Origin of the sequence: Streptomyces sp. NPDC051738 (assembly GCF_044453205.1) — a bacterium.
Lineage (GTDB): Bacteria > Actinomycetota > Actinomycetes > Streptomycetales > Streptomycetaceae > Streptomyces.
In genome coordinates, this window is the sequence record NZ_JBITCM010000033.1 from 60,884 (window position 1) to 77,681 (window position 16,798).

A 16,798-nucleotide genomic window follows, 5' to 3' on the forward strand; every position below is an offset into this window, starting at 1 on the left:
GTTGGTGTTGCCGTTGCTGGGGGCTGCCGCCCCCAGACCCCCGCTTCGGCCCTTAAGGGGCCTCGTCCTCAAACGCCGGACGGGCTGAGATTGCCTGGGCCGGCGCCGACACAAACCGTCGCCGCCCACCCGCCCTCAGTCCCGCGCCAACCCCAACCGAGCCCGCAGCCCGCCGACCGCGCCACCCCCGGCCGCCCGCTCGTCCGCCGCCACCGCTGCCGCCCCCGCCGTCACCGTCTCGTACACCGACAGGATGTCCGCGCCGACCGTGGACCAGTCGAAGCGGCGTACATGCACACTCCCCCGCTCCCGCAGCTCCGCTCGACGGGCGGGGTCCTCCAGGAGGCGTACCGCTGCCTCGGCCAGGGAGTCGGCGTCCTCGTTGGTGAAGAGTTCGCCGGCCGCGCCCTGGTCGAGGACCTGGGCGAAGGCGTCCAGGTCCGAGGCGAGGACCGGGGCGCCGGCCGACATCGCCTCGACGAGGATGATGCCGAAGCTCTCGCCGCCGGTGTTGGGGGCGACGTACAGGTCGATGCTGCGCAGGAAGCGGGCCTTGTCCTCGTCGCTGACCATGCCGAGGAACTCGACGCGGGAGCGCAGCTCGGCGGGCAGGGACTCCACCGCCTCCTCCTCGTCGCCCCGGCCCGCCACCAGCAGCCGGGTCTGCGGGCGCGCGGCGAGGATCTTCGGCAGGGCGCCCATCAGAACCGGCAGTCCCTTGCGCGGCTCGTCGATGCGGCCGATGAAGCCGATCGTGTCGCCCTGCCACTCGGGGTTGGGCTCGGCCTTGGCGAAGAAGTCGACGTCGACGCCGTTGGGGATGACCACCGCGTCGCCGCCGAGGTGTTCCACCAGCGTGCGGCGGGCGTACTCGCTCACCGCGATGCGCGCGCTGATCTTCTCCAGGGCCGCCTGGAGGATCGAGTACGCGGCGATCATCGCCCGCGAGCGCGGGTTGGAGGTGTGGAAGGTGGCGACGATGGGGCCCTGGGCCGCCCAGCAGGTCAGCAGGCCGAGGGAGGGCGAGGTCGGCTCGTGGATGTGGATGACGTCGAACCGGCCGTCGTGCAGCCAGCGGCGTACGCGGGCCGCCGACAGGAAGCCGAAGTTCAGGCGGGCGACCGAGCCGTTGTACGGGACGGGGACGGCGCGGCCCGCCGAGACCACGTACCGCGGCAGCGGGGTGTCGTCGTCGGCCGGGGCCAGGACGGACACTTCGTGGCCGAGCCGGATGAAGTACTCGGCGAGGTCGCGGATGTGGAACTGGACGCCGCCCGGCACGTCCCAGGAGTACGGACAGACGATCCCGATCTTCACGGACGCTCCCCTGAGGGGCCGTCGGCCGGTCGTGGTTCCAGGTCTGCGAGCCACAAGCGCTGGAGCATGTGCCAGTCCTCCGGATGTTCGGCGATCCCCGAGGCGAAGGCATCGGCCAGCGCCTGTGTCATCACAGACGTCTTCTCGGCCCGGGTACCTGTCTCGGGTACCTCGATCGGGGGATGGATGCAGCCCTGCATGACGGGTGAGTCGTCGTACCAGAGCGTGACCGGGAGCAGGAGCGCCCCCGTCTGCTGGGCGAGAAGCGCCGGTCCCGCGGGCATGCGGGCCGTGGCGCCGAAGAAGTCCACCTCGACGCCGGAGGCGGACAGGTCACGGTCGGAGACCAGGCAGACCAGACCGCCGTCGCGCAGCCTGCGGGCCAGGGTGCCGAAGGCGGTGCCGCCGCTGTGCGGCAGGACCTCCATGCCGAGGCCCTCGCGGTAGGCGACGAAGCGGTCGTAGAGCGTCTCGGGCTTGAGGCGTTCGGCGACCGTGGTGAACGGCGTCTTCAGCTCGGTGGTGACCCAGGCGCCCGCGAGATCCCAGTTGGCCAGGTGCGGAAGGGCGAGTACAACGCCGTTTCCGGCGGCCAGGCCGTCGGTCAGGTGGTGGACGCCCTTGACGTCGAAGCCGTCCTTGACGCGCTCGGCGCTCCACGCGGGCAGCCGGAAGGACTCCATCCAGTAGCGCAGGTACGAGCGCATACCCGCGCGCGAGAGCTCGGCGAGGCGCTCGGGGCTCGCGTCGGGCACCACGCGCGCGTAGTTGCTCTCCAGCCGCCGCACGCCCTTGCCCCGCTGCTTCCAGGCGAGGTCGGCGATGGTGCGGCCGAGCCGTACGGCGACCGGCTCGGGGAGCTTCTTGACCGTGCCCCAGCCGAGGCCGTACAGCGCGTCCGTGAGCCGTTCCTGGGCGCTCACTTGGCTGCCTCGCTCCCTTGAGAGGTGTTCTCCGCCTTCTCCTGCGCGGCCGCCGCCTCCGCCGCCTCGGCCTCGGCCGACTCGCGGCGGACCGTGACGACGCGCTGGATGAGCGTGACGAGGCTGCCGACGGCGACGATCCACAGGGCGACGGGCAGCAGGTACTGGATGCCGGGTACCCCGAACGCGTGCAGGCCCGCCAGACCGGCCGCGACCAGCGAGATCACCAGGCGCTCGGCGCGCTCGACGAGGCCGTTGACCGCGACCGGCAGGCCGATCGACTCGCCACGCGCCTTGGTGTACGACACCACCTGGCCGCTGGCCAGGCAGAAGATCGAGACGGCGCACAGGACGAGGTCGTCGCCGCCACCGGCGTACCAGAGGATGAAGCCGCCGAAGATCGCGCCGTCGGCGACCCGGTCGAGCGTGGAGTCCAGGAAGGCACCCCAGCGGCTGGAGCGGCCGAGCTGGCGGGCCATGTTGCCGTCGACGAGGTCGGAGAACACGAAGAGGGTGATCACGACCGTGCCCCAGAAGAACTCGCCCATGGGGTAGAAGACCAGCGCGCCCGCGACCACACCGGCGGTGCCGAGGAGCGTGACGGTGTCGGGGCTGACGCCCCGCCGGATCAGAAACGCGGCGAACGGCGTGAGGACACGCGTGAAGAATGCACGCGCGTACTTGTTCAGCATGGCCTTCCCGAGGGTCGGTGTGGCGCCGGGCGGCCCCTGCTGGCCACCGGCTGGCCCATCGTAGCCACGCGCGCGTACGTGCGACCGCCGGGCACTCGTCCAGAGGTCGGGCCGAGTGGTCCACCGGTGCCGGATGGCGCGATCACGTCCGCCGTATGGACGCACCGTGACGGGAGTGGAAAGCTCGAAGGACCGCGGGCGTCATCGGAGCCGCCATCGCACGCGGATCCGTATGTCCGCGCCCACAGTGACCTCACCGTGCACGGGAGGCAGGATCATGGGCGACAAGGCGAACGCACACCCCGGAGCCGCCGGCAGGGCTACAGCGGCCGACCACCCCGCGTCCGTACGGAATGTGGTGCTGGTCGGCCACTCCGGATCGGGCAAGACCACCTTGGTGGAAGCCCTCGCGCTCACCGCGGGGGCGGTGAACCGGGCGGGCCGGGTGGAGGACGGCGGCACCGTCTCCGACTACGACGAGATCGAGCACCGGCAGCAACGCTCGGTGCAGCTCTCCCTGGTGCCGGTCCAATGGGACGGCATCAAGGTCAACCTTCTGGACACCCCCGGATACGCCGACTTCGTCGGGGAACTCAGGGCCGGTCTGCGAGCGGCGGACGCGGCCCTTTTCGTCGTCTCCGCCTCGGACGGCGTGGACGGCTCGACCCGCATGGTGTGGGAGGAGTGCGCGGCCGTCGGCATGCCGCGCGCGATCGTCGTCACGCACCTGGAGGCCGCGCGGGCCGACTACGAGGAGATGACGCGGATCTGCGCGGAGGCCTTCGGCGGGGACGACCCCGACGCGGTGCTCCCGCTGTATCTGCCGCTGCACGGCCCGCAGGGCCCGGACGGGCACGCGCCCGTGACCGGTCTGACCGGGCTGCTGACGCAGAAGCTGTTCGACTACGCGTCCGGGGAGCGCAAGGAGTCCGAGCCGGGCGAGGACGAGCTGCCGGAACTCGAGGAGGCCCGCAACCGGCTGATCGAGGGGATCATCGCGGAGAGCGAGGACGAGACCCTCATGGACCGCTATCTCGGCGGCGAGCAGGTCGACGTCAAGACGCTGATCGAGGACCTGGAGCGGGCTGTCGCGCGCGGCACGTTCTTCCCCGTCCTGGCCGCCGCTCCCGCGTCCGACGGCGGCCGCCAGGGCCTCGGCACGGTCGAGGTGCTGGAGCTGATCACGCGTGGCTTTCCGACGCCGCTGGAGCGACAGGCACCGACGGTCACCACGGTCGACGGCAAACCGCGCGAGCTGAAGCTGTGCGATCCGAACGGGCCGCTGGTCGCGGAGGTCGTGAAGACGGCGTCCGACCCGTACGTCGGCCGGGTGTCGATGGTGCGCGTCTTCTCCGGCACCCTGCGCCCCGACGAGACGGTGCACGTCTCCGGGCACGGCCTTGCCGACCGCGGGCACGAGGACCACGACGTCGACGAGCGGATCGGCGCACTGTCCGCCCCCTTCGGCAAACAGCAACGCACGCTCAGCCACTGCATCGCCGGCGACCTCGCGTGCGTGGCGAAGCTGAGCCGCGCGGAGACCGGCGACACCCTGTCGGCCAAGGACGACCCGCTCCTGATGGAGCCCTGGCAGATGCCCGACCCGCTGCTGCCGCTCGCCATCCAGGCGCACAGCAAGGCGGACGAGGACAAGCTGTCGCAGGGCCTGTCCCGGCTGGTCGCCGAGGACCCGACCATGCGACTGGAACAGAACCAGGCGACCCACCAGGTGGTGCTGTGGGCCCTGGGCGAGGCGCACGCGGACGTCGCCCTCGAACGGCTCCGCAGCCGCTACGGCGTACAGGTCGATGTCGTGCCGCACAAGGTCTCCCTACGGGAGACGTTCGCGAGCAAGTCGGCGGGCCGCGGCCGGCATGTGAAGCAGTCCGGCGGGCACGGGCAGTACGCCATCTGCGAGATCGAGGTGGAGCCACTGCCGGGCGGCTCGGGCGTCGAGTTCGTCGACAAGGTCGTCGGCGGCGCGGTGCCGCGGCAGTTCATCCCGTCGGTGGAGAAGGGCGTACGGGCCCAGGCCGCCAAGGGAGTCGCGGCCGGCCATCCGCTCGTGGACATCCGGGTCACGCTGCTCGACGGCAAGGCGCACTCCGTGGACTCCTCCGACGCCGCGTTCCAGACGGCCGGCGCGCTCGCGCTGCGGGAGGCGGCGGCCGACGTGAAGATCCATCTGCTGGAGCCGGTGGCCGAGGTGTCCGTCCTGGTCGGCGACGACTACGTCGGCGCCGTGATGAGCGACCTGTCCGGGCGGCGCGGCCGTGTCCTCGGCACCGAGCAGACCACCGGTGGCCGCACGCTCATCAAGGCCGACGTGCCCGAGATCGAGATCGGCCGGTACGCCGTCGATCTGCGGTCGCTGTCGCACGGCACCGCACGCTTCAGCCGTTCGTACGCGCGGCACGAACCGATGCCGTCGCAGATCGCGGAAAGGATTCGCGAAGAGGCGCGCGACGCCTCGTAGTCGGCGCACGGGTCTGCCGAGTCGGTGCGCGACGCTGCCGAGTTGGCGTCCGGTGCCCACGAGTTGGCGTTCGGCGCCGGCAAGTGGCCTTTGCGGAACGCTCCCCTCCGCGTCGGCGGGCGGCTTTGGGCCGTCCGCCGACGATTGTCGGTGGCTGGGGATACGCTGATCATTGATCAACAGGTGTGCGAAGCAGGGAAGTCGGGAAGGCCGCAGAAGCAGGACGGCGGCGATCGGGGGCGGGAATGACCGTTGACAGCGGCTACGCGGACATCTTCGGGCCGCAGGTGCCGCGCACGGCCGGCGACGGACAGACAGCGACGTTCGCGCTGGCCTCGGCGGCCTACCGGGACAACGAGGTCGAGGCGATCCTCAAGGCCAACAACGAGTGGCATGAGTCGACCATCAAGCCCGGAAAGATAGCGCTGTTCAAGCCCAGGCTCGGCGAGGCGTTCTCCCGGGCCGTGGTGGACCGCATGATCGGCCCTGACCGGAAACCGCTCATCCAGTCCTTCGGCGCCGAGCCGCAGGTCGTCGTCGAGCACTGCCTGGCGGCGAACAACATCCGCAAGGAGCGCGACAACCGCCTGACGATCGTCATGGTGCTCTCCGGCCTGCTCTTCCTGCCCGGACTCCTCGGCTGGCTCCTGGTCTTCCTGCTGCGCACGACCATCGCCAAGAACGACGACAAGCGGGCCGGTGCGCTCGCCACCACGCTGCTCGTCGCGGCGGGTGCCCTTGCCGTGATCTTCCTGATCCGCATGCCGTTCACGGGTTTCTGGGCCTGGTACGCGCGAGCGTCGGTCATCGCCCCCGTGCTCGGCTGGTTCGTCGCGAAGCAGATCTGCGAGCGCACCGCGAAGGACCTGCGGGAGCGCTGGGGCAGCCTGCTGGCCGGCAGCAGCGTGGGCGCGAAGGTGCCGGAGGCGGTGCCGACCAGCCCCACCGAGAGCAGGGCCGAGCAGCTGCGCCAGTCCCTCGCCAAGCTCAGCGCCGAGCAGCAGTCCAACTCCGTGTTCTACGCCGGGCCCAAGGGGATACTCGGCATGGGCACCCGCTGGGGCAGCTGGCAGCTGGCCGAGAACCTTGTCCAGGCCGACCCGGACCGGGAGATCCACCCCTTCCGCAGCTGGGACGTCATCCGGTCCATCCACGACCAGTTGCGCATGCTGGAGCGCGGTCCGCTCAACACCGGTGGTTTTCCCAAGCCTTCGATACGGCACTGGGTCGTCACGCCGATCGCCGAGGGCGCGAAGGCGGTGTCCCGGCCGGAGGGCACGGACGTCGACGCGTACCAGGTCAAATCGCACGCGATACAGGACATCTGCAACAAGCAGCAGTTCGGCAGCGGTGACCGGCACTACCTGGGCGTCCAGTGGACGCTCTGGGACGGGCAGTTGATCATCACCATGCTGATCACGGTGACCGTGCTGCACGAGACGTTGCGCATCGAGGTGACCGGACATGCGCTCGGCCCGGTGAACGGGCTCTTCCAGGAGAAGCCCGAGGCGCCGACCAAGGAGGTCACCAAGTCGCTCAAGCCGTGGGAGACCCGCAAGGTGAAGCTTCCCCTGGTGAACAGCGACGAGGTGGTCCGGCTGGCGGTGCGGGCGCCGATCTCCTGGTATCCGCCGCTGCTCAACTGGCTCGGCGGGACGATAGGGCTGCCCGAGCCGTTCGGGCTGCGGCATGCCTGGGCGGATCAGCCCTGGCGGCATCGCTTCATGGCCGACGACGCGCTGCGGGCGGCCACGCCGGTGCTGCGGGTGGTGCATGCCGCGGCGATCAAGGTGCTGGACGAGAACGGCGTGGACACGGAGAAGTTCGGCACGCGCTCGTCGTTCCTGAGTACGGCTGTGCAGGATGCGTCACCGCGGAAGGCCGACGTCTACGACGCGTAGGCCTCCGGCGGTTGAGCCGCGTGGGTGGGTCTGGGTGACCGTCCCTGAGGGCTGCGCCCCCAGACCCCCCTTCGGCCCGAAGGTCCTCGTCCTCAAACGCCGGACGGGCTGGTTCATCAAACCGTCGGCCAGGCCTCCGCCAGCATCTTCCGCGTATCCGCCAGCAGCTGCGGCAGCACCCGCGTATGCCCCACCACCGGCATGAAGTTCGTGTCGCCGCCCCAGCGCGGGACAATGTGCTGGTGGAGGTGGGCCGCGATGCCGGCGCCGGCGACCGTGCCCTGGTTCATGCCGATGTTGAAGCCGTGGGCGCCGGAGGCGGTGCGCAGGGCCGTCATCGCCTGCTTGGTCAGGGCGGCGAGTTCGATGGTCTCCGGCTCGGTGAGGTCGGTGTAGTCGGCGACATGACGGTAGGGCACGACCATGAGGTGACCGCCGTTGTACGGGTAGAGGTTCAGGACCGCGTACACCTGCTCGCCGCGCTTGACGATCAGCCCGTCCTCGTCGGATTTGGCCGGGATCGAGCAGAAGGGGCAGCCGTCGTCCGCGCCGGGACCGGTCGGCTTGTTCTCACCCTGGATGTAGGCCATCCGATGGGGCGTCCACAGGCGCTGGAACGCGTCCTGGATCCCCACTCCCCACTGCTGCTCCGGCTCACTCGTCATGCGTGCAGCATATGGCTTCGTCCGTTCGCGGCGTGTCGCCGGGGCGACGGGAGGGTGGCCACCGGACAAGCTGGGCCAGTGGACGACGACAGCCCTTCAGCCCGCTGGGAGCAGCGCACCGAGATCCCACTGTTCCTGGCTTCGCTGGTCTTCCTGACCGCCTATGCAGCCCGTGTGCTTGCTGTGAGCATGCCGTCCTTCTGGAAGGAGGTGTGCCTGTACACGATGATCGCGCTCTGGCTGCTGTTCGCCGTGGACTACGCCGTGCGCTGGCGACTCTTCGGGGGGCGCTTCCTGCACTACGCCAGGAACCACTTCCTGCACACGGTCGTGGTCATCCTGCCGCTCCTGCGGCCGCTGCGGATCGTGCCGCTCTACGACGTGATCCAGCGTCGGCAGGGGCAGCCCCGGCTCTCCCTGCACGCGCGTGTGATCGCCTACGCGAGCCTGGCGACCCTACTGCTCGGCTTCGCCGGTGCCCTCGCCGTCTTCCAAGCCGAACGCGGGGCGCCCGGCGCCACCATGCGGACGTTCGGGGACGCGGTGTGGTGGGCCTCAGCGACCCTCACCACGGTCGGATACGGCGACATCACCCCGGTGACCGCGCGTGGCCGGGCGATCGCGATCGGGATGATGGCCGGCGGGCTGGCCCTGCTCGGCGCGGTGACGGGATCTTTCTCGTCCTGGCTGCTGCAGATCTTCTCCCGTGAGAGCGACAAGAGGCCCCCGGAGAGCTGACTCTCCGGGGGCCTCCTTGAGCTGTCGGATCAGACCTGCGCCCGCTCCTCGACGACCTTCGCGATCTTCGCGATGGCCTCGTCGAACGGGATGCCGTTCTCCTGCGAGCCGTCGCGGTAGCGGAAGGACACGGCGTTGTTGGCCATGTCGTCGTCGCCCGCGATGACCATGAAGGGCACCTTCTGCTTCTGGGCGTTGCGGATCTTCTTCTGCATCCGGTCGGAGGAGGAGTCGACCTCGACCCGCAGCCCCTTCTTCTTCGCGGTGGCGGCGAACTTCTCCAGGTAGTCCACGTGCGCGTCGCCGATCGGGATGCCGATCGCCTGGACCGGGGCCAGCCACGCCGGGAAGGCGCCCGCGTAGTGCTCCAGGAGCACGGCGAAGAACCGCTCGATCGAGCCGAAGAGGGCCCGGTGGATCATGACCGGGCGCTGCTTGGAACCGTCGGCGGAGGTGTACTCCAGGTCGAAGCGCTCCGGCAGGTTGAAGTCGAGCTGGATCGTCGACATCTGCCAGGTGCGGCCGATGGCGTCCTTGGTCTGGACGGAGATCTTCGGCCCGTAGAAGGCGGCACCGCCCGGGTCGGGAACCAGGGGCAGACCCTGCTTCTCGGCGACCTGGCGCAGCGTCTCGGTCGCCTCCTCCCAGACCTCGTCGGAGCCGACGAACTTCTCCGGGTCCTTGGTGGACAGCTCCAGGTAGAAGTCGGTCAGGCCGTAGTCGCGCAGCAGGCCGAGGACGAAGGTGAGCGTCTTGTCGAGCTCCTCCGACATCTGCTCGCGCGTGCAGTAGATGTGGGCGTCGTCCTGCGTGAAGCCACGCGCGCGCGTGAGGCCGTGCACGACGCCGGACTTCTCGTACCGGTACACGGTCCCGAACTCGAAGAGGCGCAGCGGCAGTTCACGGTACGAGCGGCCACGCGCGTCGAAGATCAGGTTGTGCATCGGGCAGTTCATGGGCTTGAGGTAGTAGTCCACGCCCTCGTCGAGCTGCATGGGCGGGTACATGCCCTCGGCGTACCAGTCGAGGTGCCCGGACGTCTCGAAGAGCTTCCCCTTCGTCGCGTGCGGGGTGTAGACGAACTCGTAGCCCTCTTCCTCGTGGCGGCGGCGCGAGTAGTCCTCCATCACCCGGCGGACGATGCCGCCCTTGGGGTGGAAGACCGCGAGGCCGGAGCCGATCTGCTCGGGGATCGAGAACAGGTCGAGTTCGTTGCCCAGCTTGCGGTGGTCGCGCTTCTCGGCCTCGGCGAGGAAGTCCAGGTAGCCCTTGAGCTCGTCCTTGGACGGCCAGGCGGTGCCGTAGATGCGCTGGAGCATCGGGTTCTTCTCGCTGCCGCGCCAGTAGGCGGCCGCGTTGCGCATCAGCTTGAACGCCGGGATCGCGCGGGTCGACGGCAGGTGGGGACCGCGGCAGAGGTCCTTCCAGCACAGGTCGCCGGTCTTCGCGTCCAGGTTGTCGTAGATCGTCAGCTCACCGGCGCCGACCTCGACGTCCGCACCGTCGTCGCTGGACGCGGAACCCTTGAGGCCGATCAGCTCCAGCTTGTACGGCTCGGCGGCGAGCTCCTCGCGGGCGGCCTCGTCGGTGACGACGCGCCGGGCGAACTTCTGCCCCCGCTTCTGGATCTCCTGCATCTTCTTCTCGATGGCCTTGAGATCCTCGGGCGTGAACGGCTTCTCGACGTCGAAGTCGTAGTAGAAGCCGTCCTTGACGGGCGGGCCGATGCCCAGCTTGGCCTCGGGGAACAGCTCCTGCACGGCCTGCGCCATCACGTGCGCGGTGGAGTGGCGCAGGATGTTCAGGCCGTCCTCGGAGGAGATCTCGACGCCCTCGACCTCCTCGCCCTCGGAGAGCACGTACGACAGATCCCTGAGCTCGCCGCCCACGCGCGCGGCGATGATCGAGCGCTCGCCGGCGAAGAGGTCGGCGGCCGTAGTCCCCGTCGTCACCACGCGCTCTTCCCGCTCGGAATCGCGTTGGATGATCACACGGACTTCTGACACCGGTCTCTCCTGACTGAAGGTGGGATGCGGCGCCATACCAGGAGCGCGCGCATTACGCGATCGTACCGACCCCGGACGGCTGACCGCGAAACGGTCACCCTCGGCCCACCGGCTCCTCCCCCTCAGTCCTCCCGCTCGTCCCCGCCGCACGCCTCCTCGAAGAAGTCCAGGTCCTCCTGGAGCGACTTCATCAGCCGGTCCCGCTCGGCCTCGTCCACCTGTACCGGTACGACGCCGGTGGCCCCGGTGAGCTTGCGGAAGCCGCCCCTGCTCTCCAGGCGCCCGTGCACCCGCACCGGCAGCCCGACGAGGTGCGCGTGCCCGGCGATGCGGTACGACTCCTCGTCCAGCGTCAGCCGGACGTGCGGCACCTCGGCGCCCGCGATGACGCGCAGCCGTACGGTGCCCTCCCCGCGCGGCCCGGACCTGCGCATCCGTACGACCGCACCCGTGAGCCTGACCGGCACGGACGGCTCCTCGCGGGAATAGCGGGCCCCGGCCTCGCGCAGCACGGGCAGGTCGCCCGGCGAGAACTCGACGGGCTCGACACCGGCCGCGCAGTCCTCGGGCACCCCGGCGGCGGGCGCCCACTCGACGGCGATGCGCGCGCCCTCCGTACCGCGCACGAGGGCGATGAGGGCCTCGGTGAGCTCGCGGCTGACGCCCGCCTCGACGGCGCCGTCGAATGCGTCCATGCCGCCGGTGGCCCGCTGGTAGTCGATGGCCTCGCGGGCGGCGTACAGCGCCTGGTGGAGGCGTACGGCGAGCGGGCGCCCGGTGCCGACGGGCATGAAGGCGGTGAGACCGCGGCCGCCCGTCGCGGAGCCCACGAGGACGCTCTCCAGCATCGCGGCGGCCGTGCGGCGGTGCCGGGCGCCGTAGTACCCGGCACGCGCGCGTGTGGCGAGCGCCGCGGCGAGGAGCATCTGGCGGGCGGCGGTGCGCAGTTCCTCCTCGACGGTCCAGGGCGCGGCCCCGGCCGGCCCGCTCGGCGCGTCCCGCCACCAGCGGACCTCGTCGCTGGGCACGGCGAGCCCGACCAGCACCTCGCGCGCGGAGGGCATGCCGCTGCGGGACAGGGCGATGAGCGCCTCGCCGAGCAGGTCCTCGCTGTCGGGGAAGGCGCGGGACTCGGGGACGAGCAGGCTTGTGCCGTTGCCGCCCGGTCCGGGCGGGGTCCAGCGGCCGTAGCGCCCCGCCGCTCCCCCGCGCCGCTGCCAGCCGTGCCGGTGCAGCAGGGCGCTGAGCACGGCGGGGTCGACCTCGCCGGGCTCGGGGGGACGGTCCCAGGACGCCTCGACCGGGTGCGGCCTCGCTGGTCGTACCGGCTCCTCCAGGGGGCGGTGCGTCATGGTTTGCCTCCCGTACCGGCCCGCGTCATGATCTCGCAGAGCGCCCGGTCGTCGAAGATGCGTGAGGTCGGTATCCGCACGGTGGTGCGGCGCCGCCCGGTGATCGGGTGCCCGGCCAGGTTGACCCAGTAGCAGCAGTGCCGCAGGTCGAGCCGGTCGTGGCCGGCCCGCAGCCACTGGTCCTGCGATCGCGGGACGATCATCACGACCAGGATCTTGTGCACCGAGACCGGCGTGCGGGCGAGCTTCGCCAGATGGGCGTTGTCGAGCGTGAAGGAGAAGAAGCGGCCGGGCGGGTTCGGCGCGAGCTGGTAGGTCGCCTTGAGCTGGACCTTGATGGTGACCTCGTCGTCGACCGTGTGGCCGGGCGCGCTGTGGCTGACGTGCCAGTCGATGCCGTTGTCCGGGAATGGCTGCGACAGCGAGCACCCTGCCGCCGCAGCGACGGCGTGCAGATATCCCACCTGCAGTGTCTCCATGCAGGCGGTGGTGGCGAGTGAACCGCGATGGGGGCCCGTGCGTTCGGGCAGCAGCCCGCCCCGCTCGGGCTGCGCTATCGCCATGACCAACAGCCTTCCGCGCCAGGTGAATCCCCGTACCGGGCCGCTGAACTGCGTAGACCCGCACTCCTGTTGTGTCCTTCCGGCGTACGGCGCAAACGGGCCGGGTATCACCAAACGGGCAGAAGACGGTACGTCAGCTGCCGTGGGTGAACGAGGGGTTGTGTAGGTATGGCGTGCTGGTATGAGGGCCCGCTGGCGGCATTCGACACGGAGACGACAGGCGTGGACGTCGAGACCGACCGGATCGTTTCGGCGGCCGTCGTCGTCCAGGACGCGCCCGGAACCCGGCCACGGGCGACACAATGGCTGGTGAACCCGGGCGTGCCGGTGCCGGAGGCGGCGACGGCGGTGCACGGACTGACGGAGGAACATCTCCAGCGCAACGGCCGCTGGCCGGCGCCGGTGATGCAGGAGATAGTCGAGGAACTGGCCGGACAGGCGACGGTGGGCCGGCCGATAGTGGTGATGAACGCACCGTTCGATCTGACGTTGCTGGACCGCGAGTTGCGCCGGCATCGCGCGTCGTCCCTGGACCGCTGGTTCGAGACGACGCCGCTGCTGGTGCTCGATCCACGCGTCCTGGACAAGCATTTGGACCGCTATCGCAAGGGCCGCCGCACCCTGACCGACCTGTGCGCGCACTACGGCGTCACGCTGGAGGGTGCGCACGACGCGGGGGCCGACGCACTGGCCTCGCTGGAGGTCGTCCGGGCGGTGGGGCGCCGTTTCGCCGCGCGCCTTGAGCGCCTGTCCCCCGCCGAACTGCACACGCTCCAGGCGGTGTGGCACGCGGCACAGGCACGCGGCCTGCAGGCGTGGTTCGCCCGCAGCGGAAGCGAGGAAGCGGTGGATCCGGCGTGGCCACTGCGGCCGGACCTGCCGGCGGCGGCATGAAGAAAGTGGGTCCGCCAGAACACAAAAAAGCCGGTCCGCTATGGCGGACCGGCCTTTCCCGGTGGGCGATACTGGGTTCGAACCAGTGACCTCTTCGGTGTGAACGAAGCGCTCTCCCACTGAGCTAATCGCCCGGGAACGGACTGAACAATACAGGTCCCCGCGCGTTTCCTTCAAACCGCTTGATGACCGCCGGCCAAGTAGGCCACCAGTCCCCGCCGCCCGGACCGCATCATCAGCCAGTGGTTGGCGCGGAAGACTGGCCGCCCGGGGACGGCGAGACGCCGCAGGAGCGGCTTGTGCACATCGACGACCTGGTCGTAGCGGGCCAGGGTCCCGCCGGCGTGCGAGGTGAGCGTCCACCGTGCCCAGCCGTCGATGTCCCCGGACATGGCGATCTCCAGCACTCCGGCCTCCCGGTCCCGCCGTACCTCGCGCGCGGTGAAGACCATGTCGTACGGCAGGACGGAACGGATCGTGATCACGCCGGTGGTCTCGTCGAGTTTGGTCACCGTTCGCACCTGGGGCCACCAACGGGGGTAGTCCTCGGCCTGTTCCAGCAGGTCGTAGACGGTGGCGGGAGGCGCGGGCAGGGCCCACAGGCTGCGGAAGCGGTAGTGGCTCCAGTCCATGGGCCGAGTCTGCCCGGTTCGGCGGGTTCGCGCGGTACCTGAGTACGTTCTGAGTACGCGCACTCATGCCGTACGACGTGACGCGGACCACACTCCAGGCATGACGCACTTTCCGCCACCGGCCGAGGAGTTGCGGCTCCTCGACCTTGAGCTGCGCCAACTGGACGCCCGCCGGGCCCAGTTGCTGCACCGCCGAGCCTGGCTGGTCACCGCGCTGCACGCGGCGGCCCGGCCGACCCCGGCGCCCGTCGCAGCGCCGCGCCCCGAGGCGTCGGCACCCCGGGTCCAGAACGTGCTGCTGGTGCTCGGCGCTGTCCTGCTCACCATCGCCGCGATGGCGTTCACGCTGGTCAGCTGGGGACACCTGGGGATCGCCGGGCGCGCCCTGGTGCTCGGCGGGGTCACGGTGGCGGTGCTCGCCGCGCCGGTGCCGCTGCTGAAGCGCGGGCTGCGGTCGACGGCCGAGTCGGTGGCGGGGATCGGGCTCGCGCTGACCGTGCTCGACGCGTATGCGCTGCACCAGGTCACGGCGGCCGACATGGACGCCACGGGCTACGTCTCGGCGGCTTCGGCGGTACTGGCGGCCCTGTGGACGGCGTACGGCCTGCTGCCGCGGACGTCCGATCTGCGTCTGCCCCTGCCCGCCGCACTGATCGCCGCCCAACTCCCGCTCGCCCTCTGGGCGGTGGCGGCCGACGCGGGCCTGTACGGGATCACGGCCGCCGTGCTCGTGACGGCCGGGTTCGACACGGGTGTGGCGCTCCGGGTGCCCGCAAGGTCCGTACGGATCACCGCCATGATCGGTGCGTACGGCATGGGCGCCTGGGGTGTGTGGGCCGCCGGCTGGCTGTCCTGGACGGCCACCGGCCCGAGCGCCGCCGCCCGTGCGGCGGCGCTCCTCCTCTTCGCTGCCGGCATCGCGCTGACGGCGGCCTGGCGGGAGACCGCCCAGAAGCAGGCGGGCGGCCTCGCCGTCGCCGCCGGCCTCCTGACGGTCGCCGCGCTCGGCGGCACCGCCCGCCCCGTACTGCCGGACGCGTGGACGGTTCCGGCGTATCTGGCGTGCGGGATCGCGCTGCTCGCGGCGGTAAGGGTGGAGCGGCTGCCGCAGACGGTTCGGCACGGGCTCGCCCGGGCCTCCGCTGCCGTACAGGGGCTCGCCCTGCTGTGGACGCTGCCCCTGGTCGGGATCGCGCTGTTGGGGCCGGTCGCGTGGGCGGAGCGGGTGTGGTCCGGGGCGCCCGGCGACATGCGTGAAGCGGTGGCGGTGGACGCGCCGTGGCCTGCGGACTCAGAGACGGTGCCCGTCGTCCTGGCGGTCGTCGCCGTCGTCCTGGTCCTCGCGGTGCGTGACGCCGTCTGGCGGCCACGGGCCCTGACCGGTGCGCTGGGGCTCGCGTGGGCGACGGCTCTGGTTCTGCCGGCGGTGCTCGAAGTCCCCTATGCCGTGGGCCTGGTGGCGTTCGGGATCACGACCGCGGGAGCCCTTGCGGCAGCCGCGTGGATCCGGCCGTCCGAGCGCCCGCAGACGGCGACGGAGGAGCCCTCGGCAACCTCCACGGAGGCCCCCACCACTGTCGGCTTCCCGACCCCGGGCCCGACCGCCACGGTCCTCGCCCTCCTCACCTCCCTCACCCTCGCCTTCCTCTCCCTGACCACCGAGCCCGCGACCCTCGCCGTGCTCTCCGCGCTGACGGCACTCTTCGCGGCGGCCTCCTGGAAGCCGCACCTCGCCCCGGTCACGGCCCCGACCGCGCTCGCGTACGCCGCCCTGCTCGCCTGCGCGACAGGGGCCGCGGCCGGCTGGGAGCCGCAATACACCGCCCTGTTGGTCCTGGCAGTTCCGGTGGCGGCGGCCCTGCTCGCGGCACGGCTCGGTGACGCGCGGGCGACGGTCCCGGTCGAGGTGGCGGGCGGGGTCGCGGCGCTGCTCGCCGTCGGGCTGGCGGCGGCCTCGGCCGACCTGCCGATGCTCGCCCTGGTCCTGGCGCTCTGCGGGGTGATCACCGCCGGCGCGGCGATCCGCCCCGACCGCCGCGCCGCGGCCTACGCCTCCGCAGCCCTCTTCGTCCTGGCCACCTGGGTGCGCCTGGCGGCCTGGGATGTCGCGACGCCCGAGGCGTACACCCTGCCGGTCACCATCCCGGCTCTGCTCCTCGGCGCCCTGCGCAGGCGCCGCGACCCCGAGGCCTCGTCCTGGACGGCGTACGGCCCCGGACTCGCCGCCACCCTCGTGCCGAGCCTCCTCGCGGCCTGGGGCGACCCGCACTGGACGCGCCCCCTGTTGCTGGGCCTAGCGGCTCTGTCAGTCACCCTGCTGGGCGCCCGACACCACCTCCAGGCACCGCTCCTGCTCGGCGGCGCGGTCCTCACCCTGGACGCCCTGCACGAACTCGCCCCGTACATCGCCCAGGTGACCGACGCACTCCCCCGCTGGGTGCCTCCGGCACTGGCCGGCCTGCTGCTGCTCGCACTCGGGGCGACGTACGAACAACGCCTGAGGGACGCCCGGAAAATGCGGAACTTCTTGGGCAACATGCACTGAAAGAGCGTTTTGTCCCGCCGAGATTGTTTGGTGGCGCTTTCGGTGTGGGCTGACTTGAGCCGGCTGAGACAGGTGCGCTCAAGGCGTCGCCTGT

At 71.0% G+C, this 16,798-nt stretch carries 12 protein-coding genes, 1 tRNA gene and 1 pseudogene; 5 read left to right on the forward strand and 9 right to left on the reverse strand.

The window, feature by feature from the left end; genetic code table 11:
- Positions 1 to 135 precede the first annotated feature (135 nt).
- The 3 genes and pseudogenes from ACIA8X_RS44220 to pgsA form a co-directional block, all read right to left on the reverse strand.
- Complete coding sequence (locus ACIA8X_RS44220; protein ID WP_399460629.1) at positions 136 to 1,317, reverse strand: glycosyltransferase family 4 protein; 1,182 nt, start codon at positions 1,315 to 1,317, stop codon at positions 136 to 138.
- Positions 1,314 to 2,240 carry a phosphatidylinositol mannoside acyltransferase gene (locus tag ACIA8X_RS44225; protein WP_399460630.1) on the reverse strand — a complete coding sequence of 309 codons (927 nt, stop codon included), beginning with the start codon at positions 2,238 to 2,240 and terminating at the stop codon, positions 1,314 to 1,316. The genes ACIA8X_RS44220 and ACIA8X_RS44225 overlap by 4 nt, the downstream gene beginning before the upstream one ends.
- Positions 2,237 to 2,991, reverse strand: a pseudogene (gene pgsA, locus ACIA8X_RS44230) (phosphatidylinositol phosphate synthase). The gene ACIA8X_RS44225 and the pseudogene pgsA overlap by 4 nt, the downstream one beginning before the upstream one ends.
- Before the next feature lie 218 nt (positions 2,992 to 3,209).
- Here pgsA and ACIA8X_RS44235 point away from each other — a divergent pair.
- A complete protein-coding gene (locus ACIA8X_RS44235; protein WP_393462772.1) occupies positions 3,210 to 5,408 on the forward strand; it encodes an elongation factor G-like protein EF-G2 in 2,199 nt (732 codons plus the stop codon).
- Between the two features lie 245 nt (positions 5,409 to 5,653).
- On the forward strand, positions 5,654 to 7,309 hold the full coding sequence (locus ACIA8X_RS44240; protein ID WP_399460631.1) for a hypothetical protein: 1,656 nt from the start codon (positions 5,654 to 5,656) through the stop codon (positions 7,307 to 7,309).
- A gap of 116 nt (positions 7,310 to 7,425) precedes the next feature.
- On the opposite strand, the gene ACIA8X_RS44245 is transcribed toward ACIA8X_RS44240, so the two are convergent.
- The gene (locus ACIA8X_RS44245; protein ID WP_393462770.1) at positions 7,426 to 7,974 is read right to left on the reverse strand and encodes an HIT family protein; all 549 of its coding nucleotides are present in this window, start codon (positions 7,972 to 7,974) and stop codon (positions 7,426 to 7,428) included.
- Between the two features lie 78 nt (positions 7,975 to 8,052).
- Here ACIA8X_RS44245 and ACIA8X_RS44250 point away from each other — a divergent pair, with 78 nt between their 5' ends.
- Positions 8,053 to 8,712 carry a potassium channel family protein gene (locus ACIA8X_RS44250; RefSeq protein ID WP_393462769.1) on the forward strand — a complete coding sequence of 220 codons (660 nt, stop codon included), beginning with the start codon at positions 8,053 to 8,055 and terminating at the stop codon, positions 8,710 to 8,712.
- Between the two features lie 29 nt (positions 8,713 to 8,741).
- On the opposite strand, the gene thrS is transcribed toward ACIA8X_RS44250, so the two are convergent.
- From thrS to ACIA8X_RS44265, 3 genes are all read right to left on the reverse strand, one after another.
- A complete protein-coding gene (gene thrS / locus ACIA8X_RS44255) occupies positions 8,742 to 10,718 on the reverse strand; it encodes a threonine--tRNA ligase (RefSeq protein ID WP_393462768.1) in 1,977 nt (658 codons plus the stop codon).
- A 122-nt stretch (positions 10,719 to 10,840) separates the two neighbouring features.
- Positions 10,841 to 12,070 (reverse strand): hypothetical protein, encoded by a 1,230-nt coding sequence (locus ACIA8X_RS44260; protein WP_399460632.1) that lies wholly within the window; start codon positions 12,068 to 12,070, stop codon positions 10,841 to 10,843.
- A complete protein-coding gene (locus ACIA8X_RS44265) occupies positions 12,067 to 12,633 on the reverse strand; it encodes a DUF4365 domain-containing protein (protein WP_399460633.1) in 567 nt (188 codons plus the stop codon). Before ACIA8X_RS44265 ends, ACIA8X_RS44260 begins: the two co-directional genes overlap by 4 nt.
- 168 nt (positions 12,634 to 12,801) lie before the next feature.
- On the opposite strand from ACIA8X_RS44265, the gene ACIA8X_RS44270 reads away from it, so the two are divergent.
- Positions 12,802 to 13,527 (forward strand): 3'-5' exonuclease, encoded by a 726-nt coding sequence (locus tag ACIA8X_RS44270; protein ID WP_393462766.1) that lies wholly within the window; start codon positions 12,802 to 12,804, stop codon positions 13,525 to 13,527.
- 62 nt (positions 13,528 to 13,589) lie between these two features.
- Here ACIA8X_RS44270 and ACIA8X_RS44275 read toward each other — a convergent pair.
- Both ACIA8X_RS44275 and ACIA8X_RS44280 read right to left on the reverse strand, forming a co-directional pair.
- Positions 13,590 to 13,661, reverse strand: a tRNA-Val gene (locus ACIA8X_RS44275).
- 39 nt (positions 13,662 to 13,700) lie between these two features.
- A complete protein-coding gene (locus ACIA8X_RS44280) occupies positions 13,701 to 14,159 on the reverse strand; it encodes an SRPBCC family protein (protein ID WP_399460634.1) in 459 nt (152 codons plus the stop codon).
- A 100-nt stretch (positions 14,160 to 14,259) separates the two neighbouring features.
- Between ACIA8X_RS44280 and ACIA8X_RS44285 the strand changes: the two genes are divergently transcribed.
- A complete protein-coding gene (locus ACIA8X_RS44285; RefSeq protein WP_399460635.1) occupies positions 14,260 to 16,704 on the forward strand; it encodes an SCO7613 C-terminal domain-containing membrane protein in 2,445 nt (814 codons plus the stop codon).
- Positions 16,705 to 16,798: the final 94 nt, after the last annotated feature.

Excerpts from the sequence above, each read along its gene's own strand:
- ACIA8X_RS44285 (WP_399460635.1), top strand. The coding sequence starts at position 14,260 with ATGACGCACTTTCCGCCACCGGCCGAGGAGTTGCGGCTCCTCGACCTT.
- ACIA8X_RS44265 (WP_399460633.1), bottom strand. The coding sequence starts at position 12,633 with ATGGCGATAGCGCAGCCCGAGCGGGGCGGGCTGCTGCCCGAACGCACG.
- ACIA8X_RS44245 (WP_393462770.1), bottom strand. The coding sequence starts at position 7,974 with ATGACGAGTGAGCCGGAGCAGCAGTGGGGAGTGGGGATCCAGGACGCG.
- ACIA8X_RS44280 (WP_399460634.1), bottom strand. The coding sequence starts at position 14,159 with ATGGACTGGAGCCACTACCGCTTCCGCAGCCTGTGGGCCCTGCCCGCG.
- ACIA8X_RS44270 (WP_393462766.1), top strand. The coding sequence starts at position 12,802 with ATGGCGTGCTGGTATGAGGGCCCGCTGGCGGCATTCGACACGGAGACG.
- ACIA8X_RS44235 (WP_393462772.1), top strand. The coding sequence starts at position 3,210 with ATGGGCGACAAGGCGAACGCACACCCCGGAGCCGCCGGCAGGGCTACA.
- ACIA8X_RS44260 (WP_399460632.1), bottom strand. The coding sequence starts at position 12,070 with ATGACGCACCGCCCCCTGGAGGAGCCGGTACGACCAGCGAGGCCGCAC.
- ACIA8X_RS44240 (WP_399460631.1), top strand. The coding sequence starts at position 5,654 with ATGACCGTTGACAGCGGCTACGCGGACATCTTCGGGCCGCAGGTGCCG.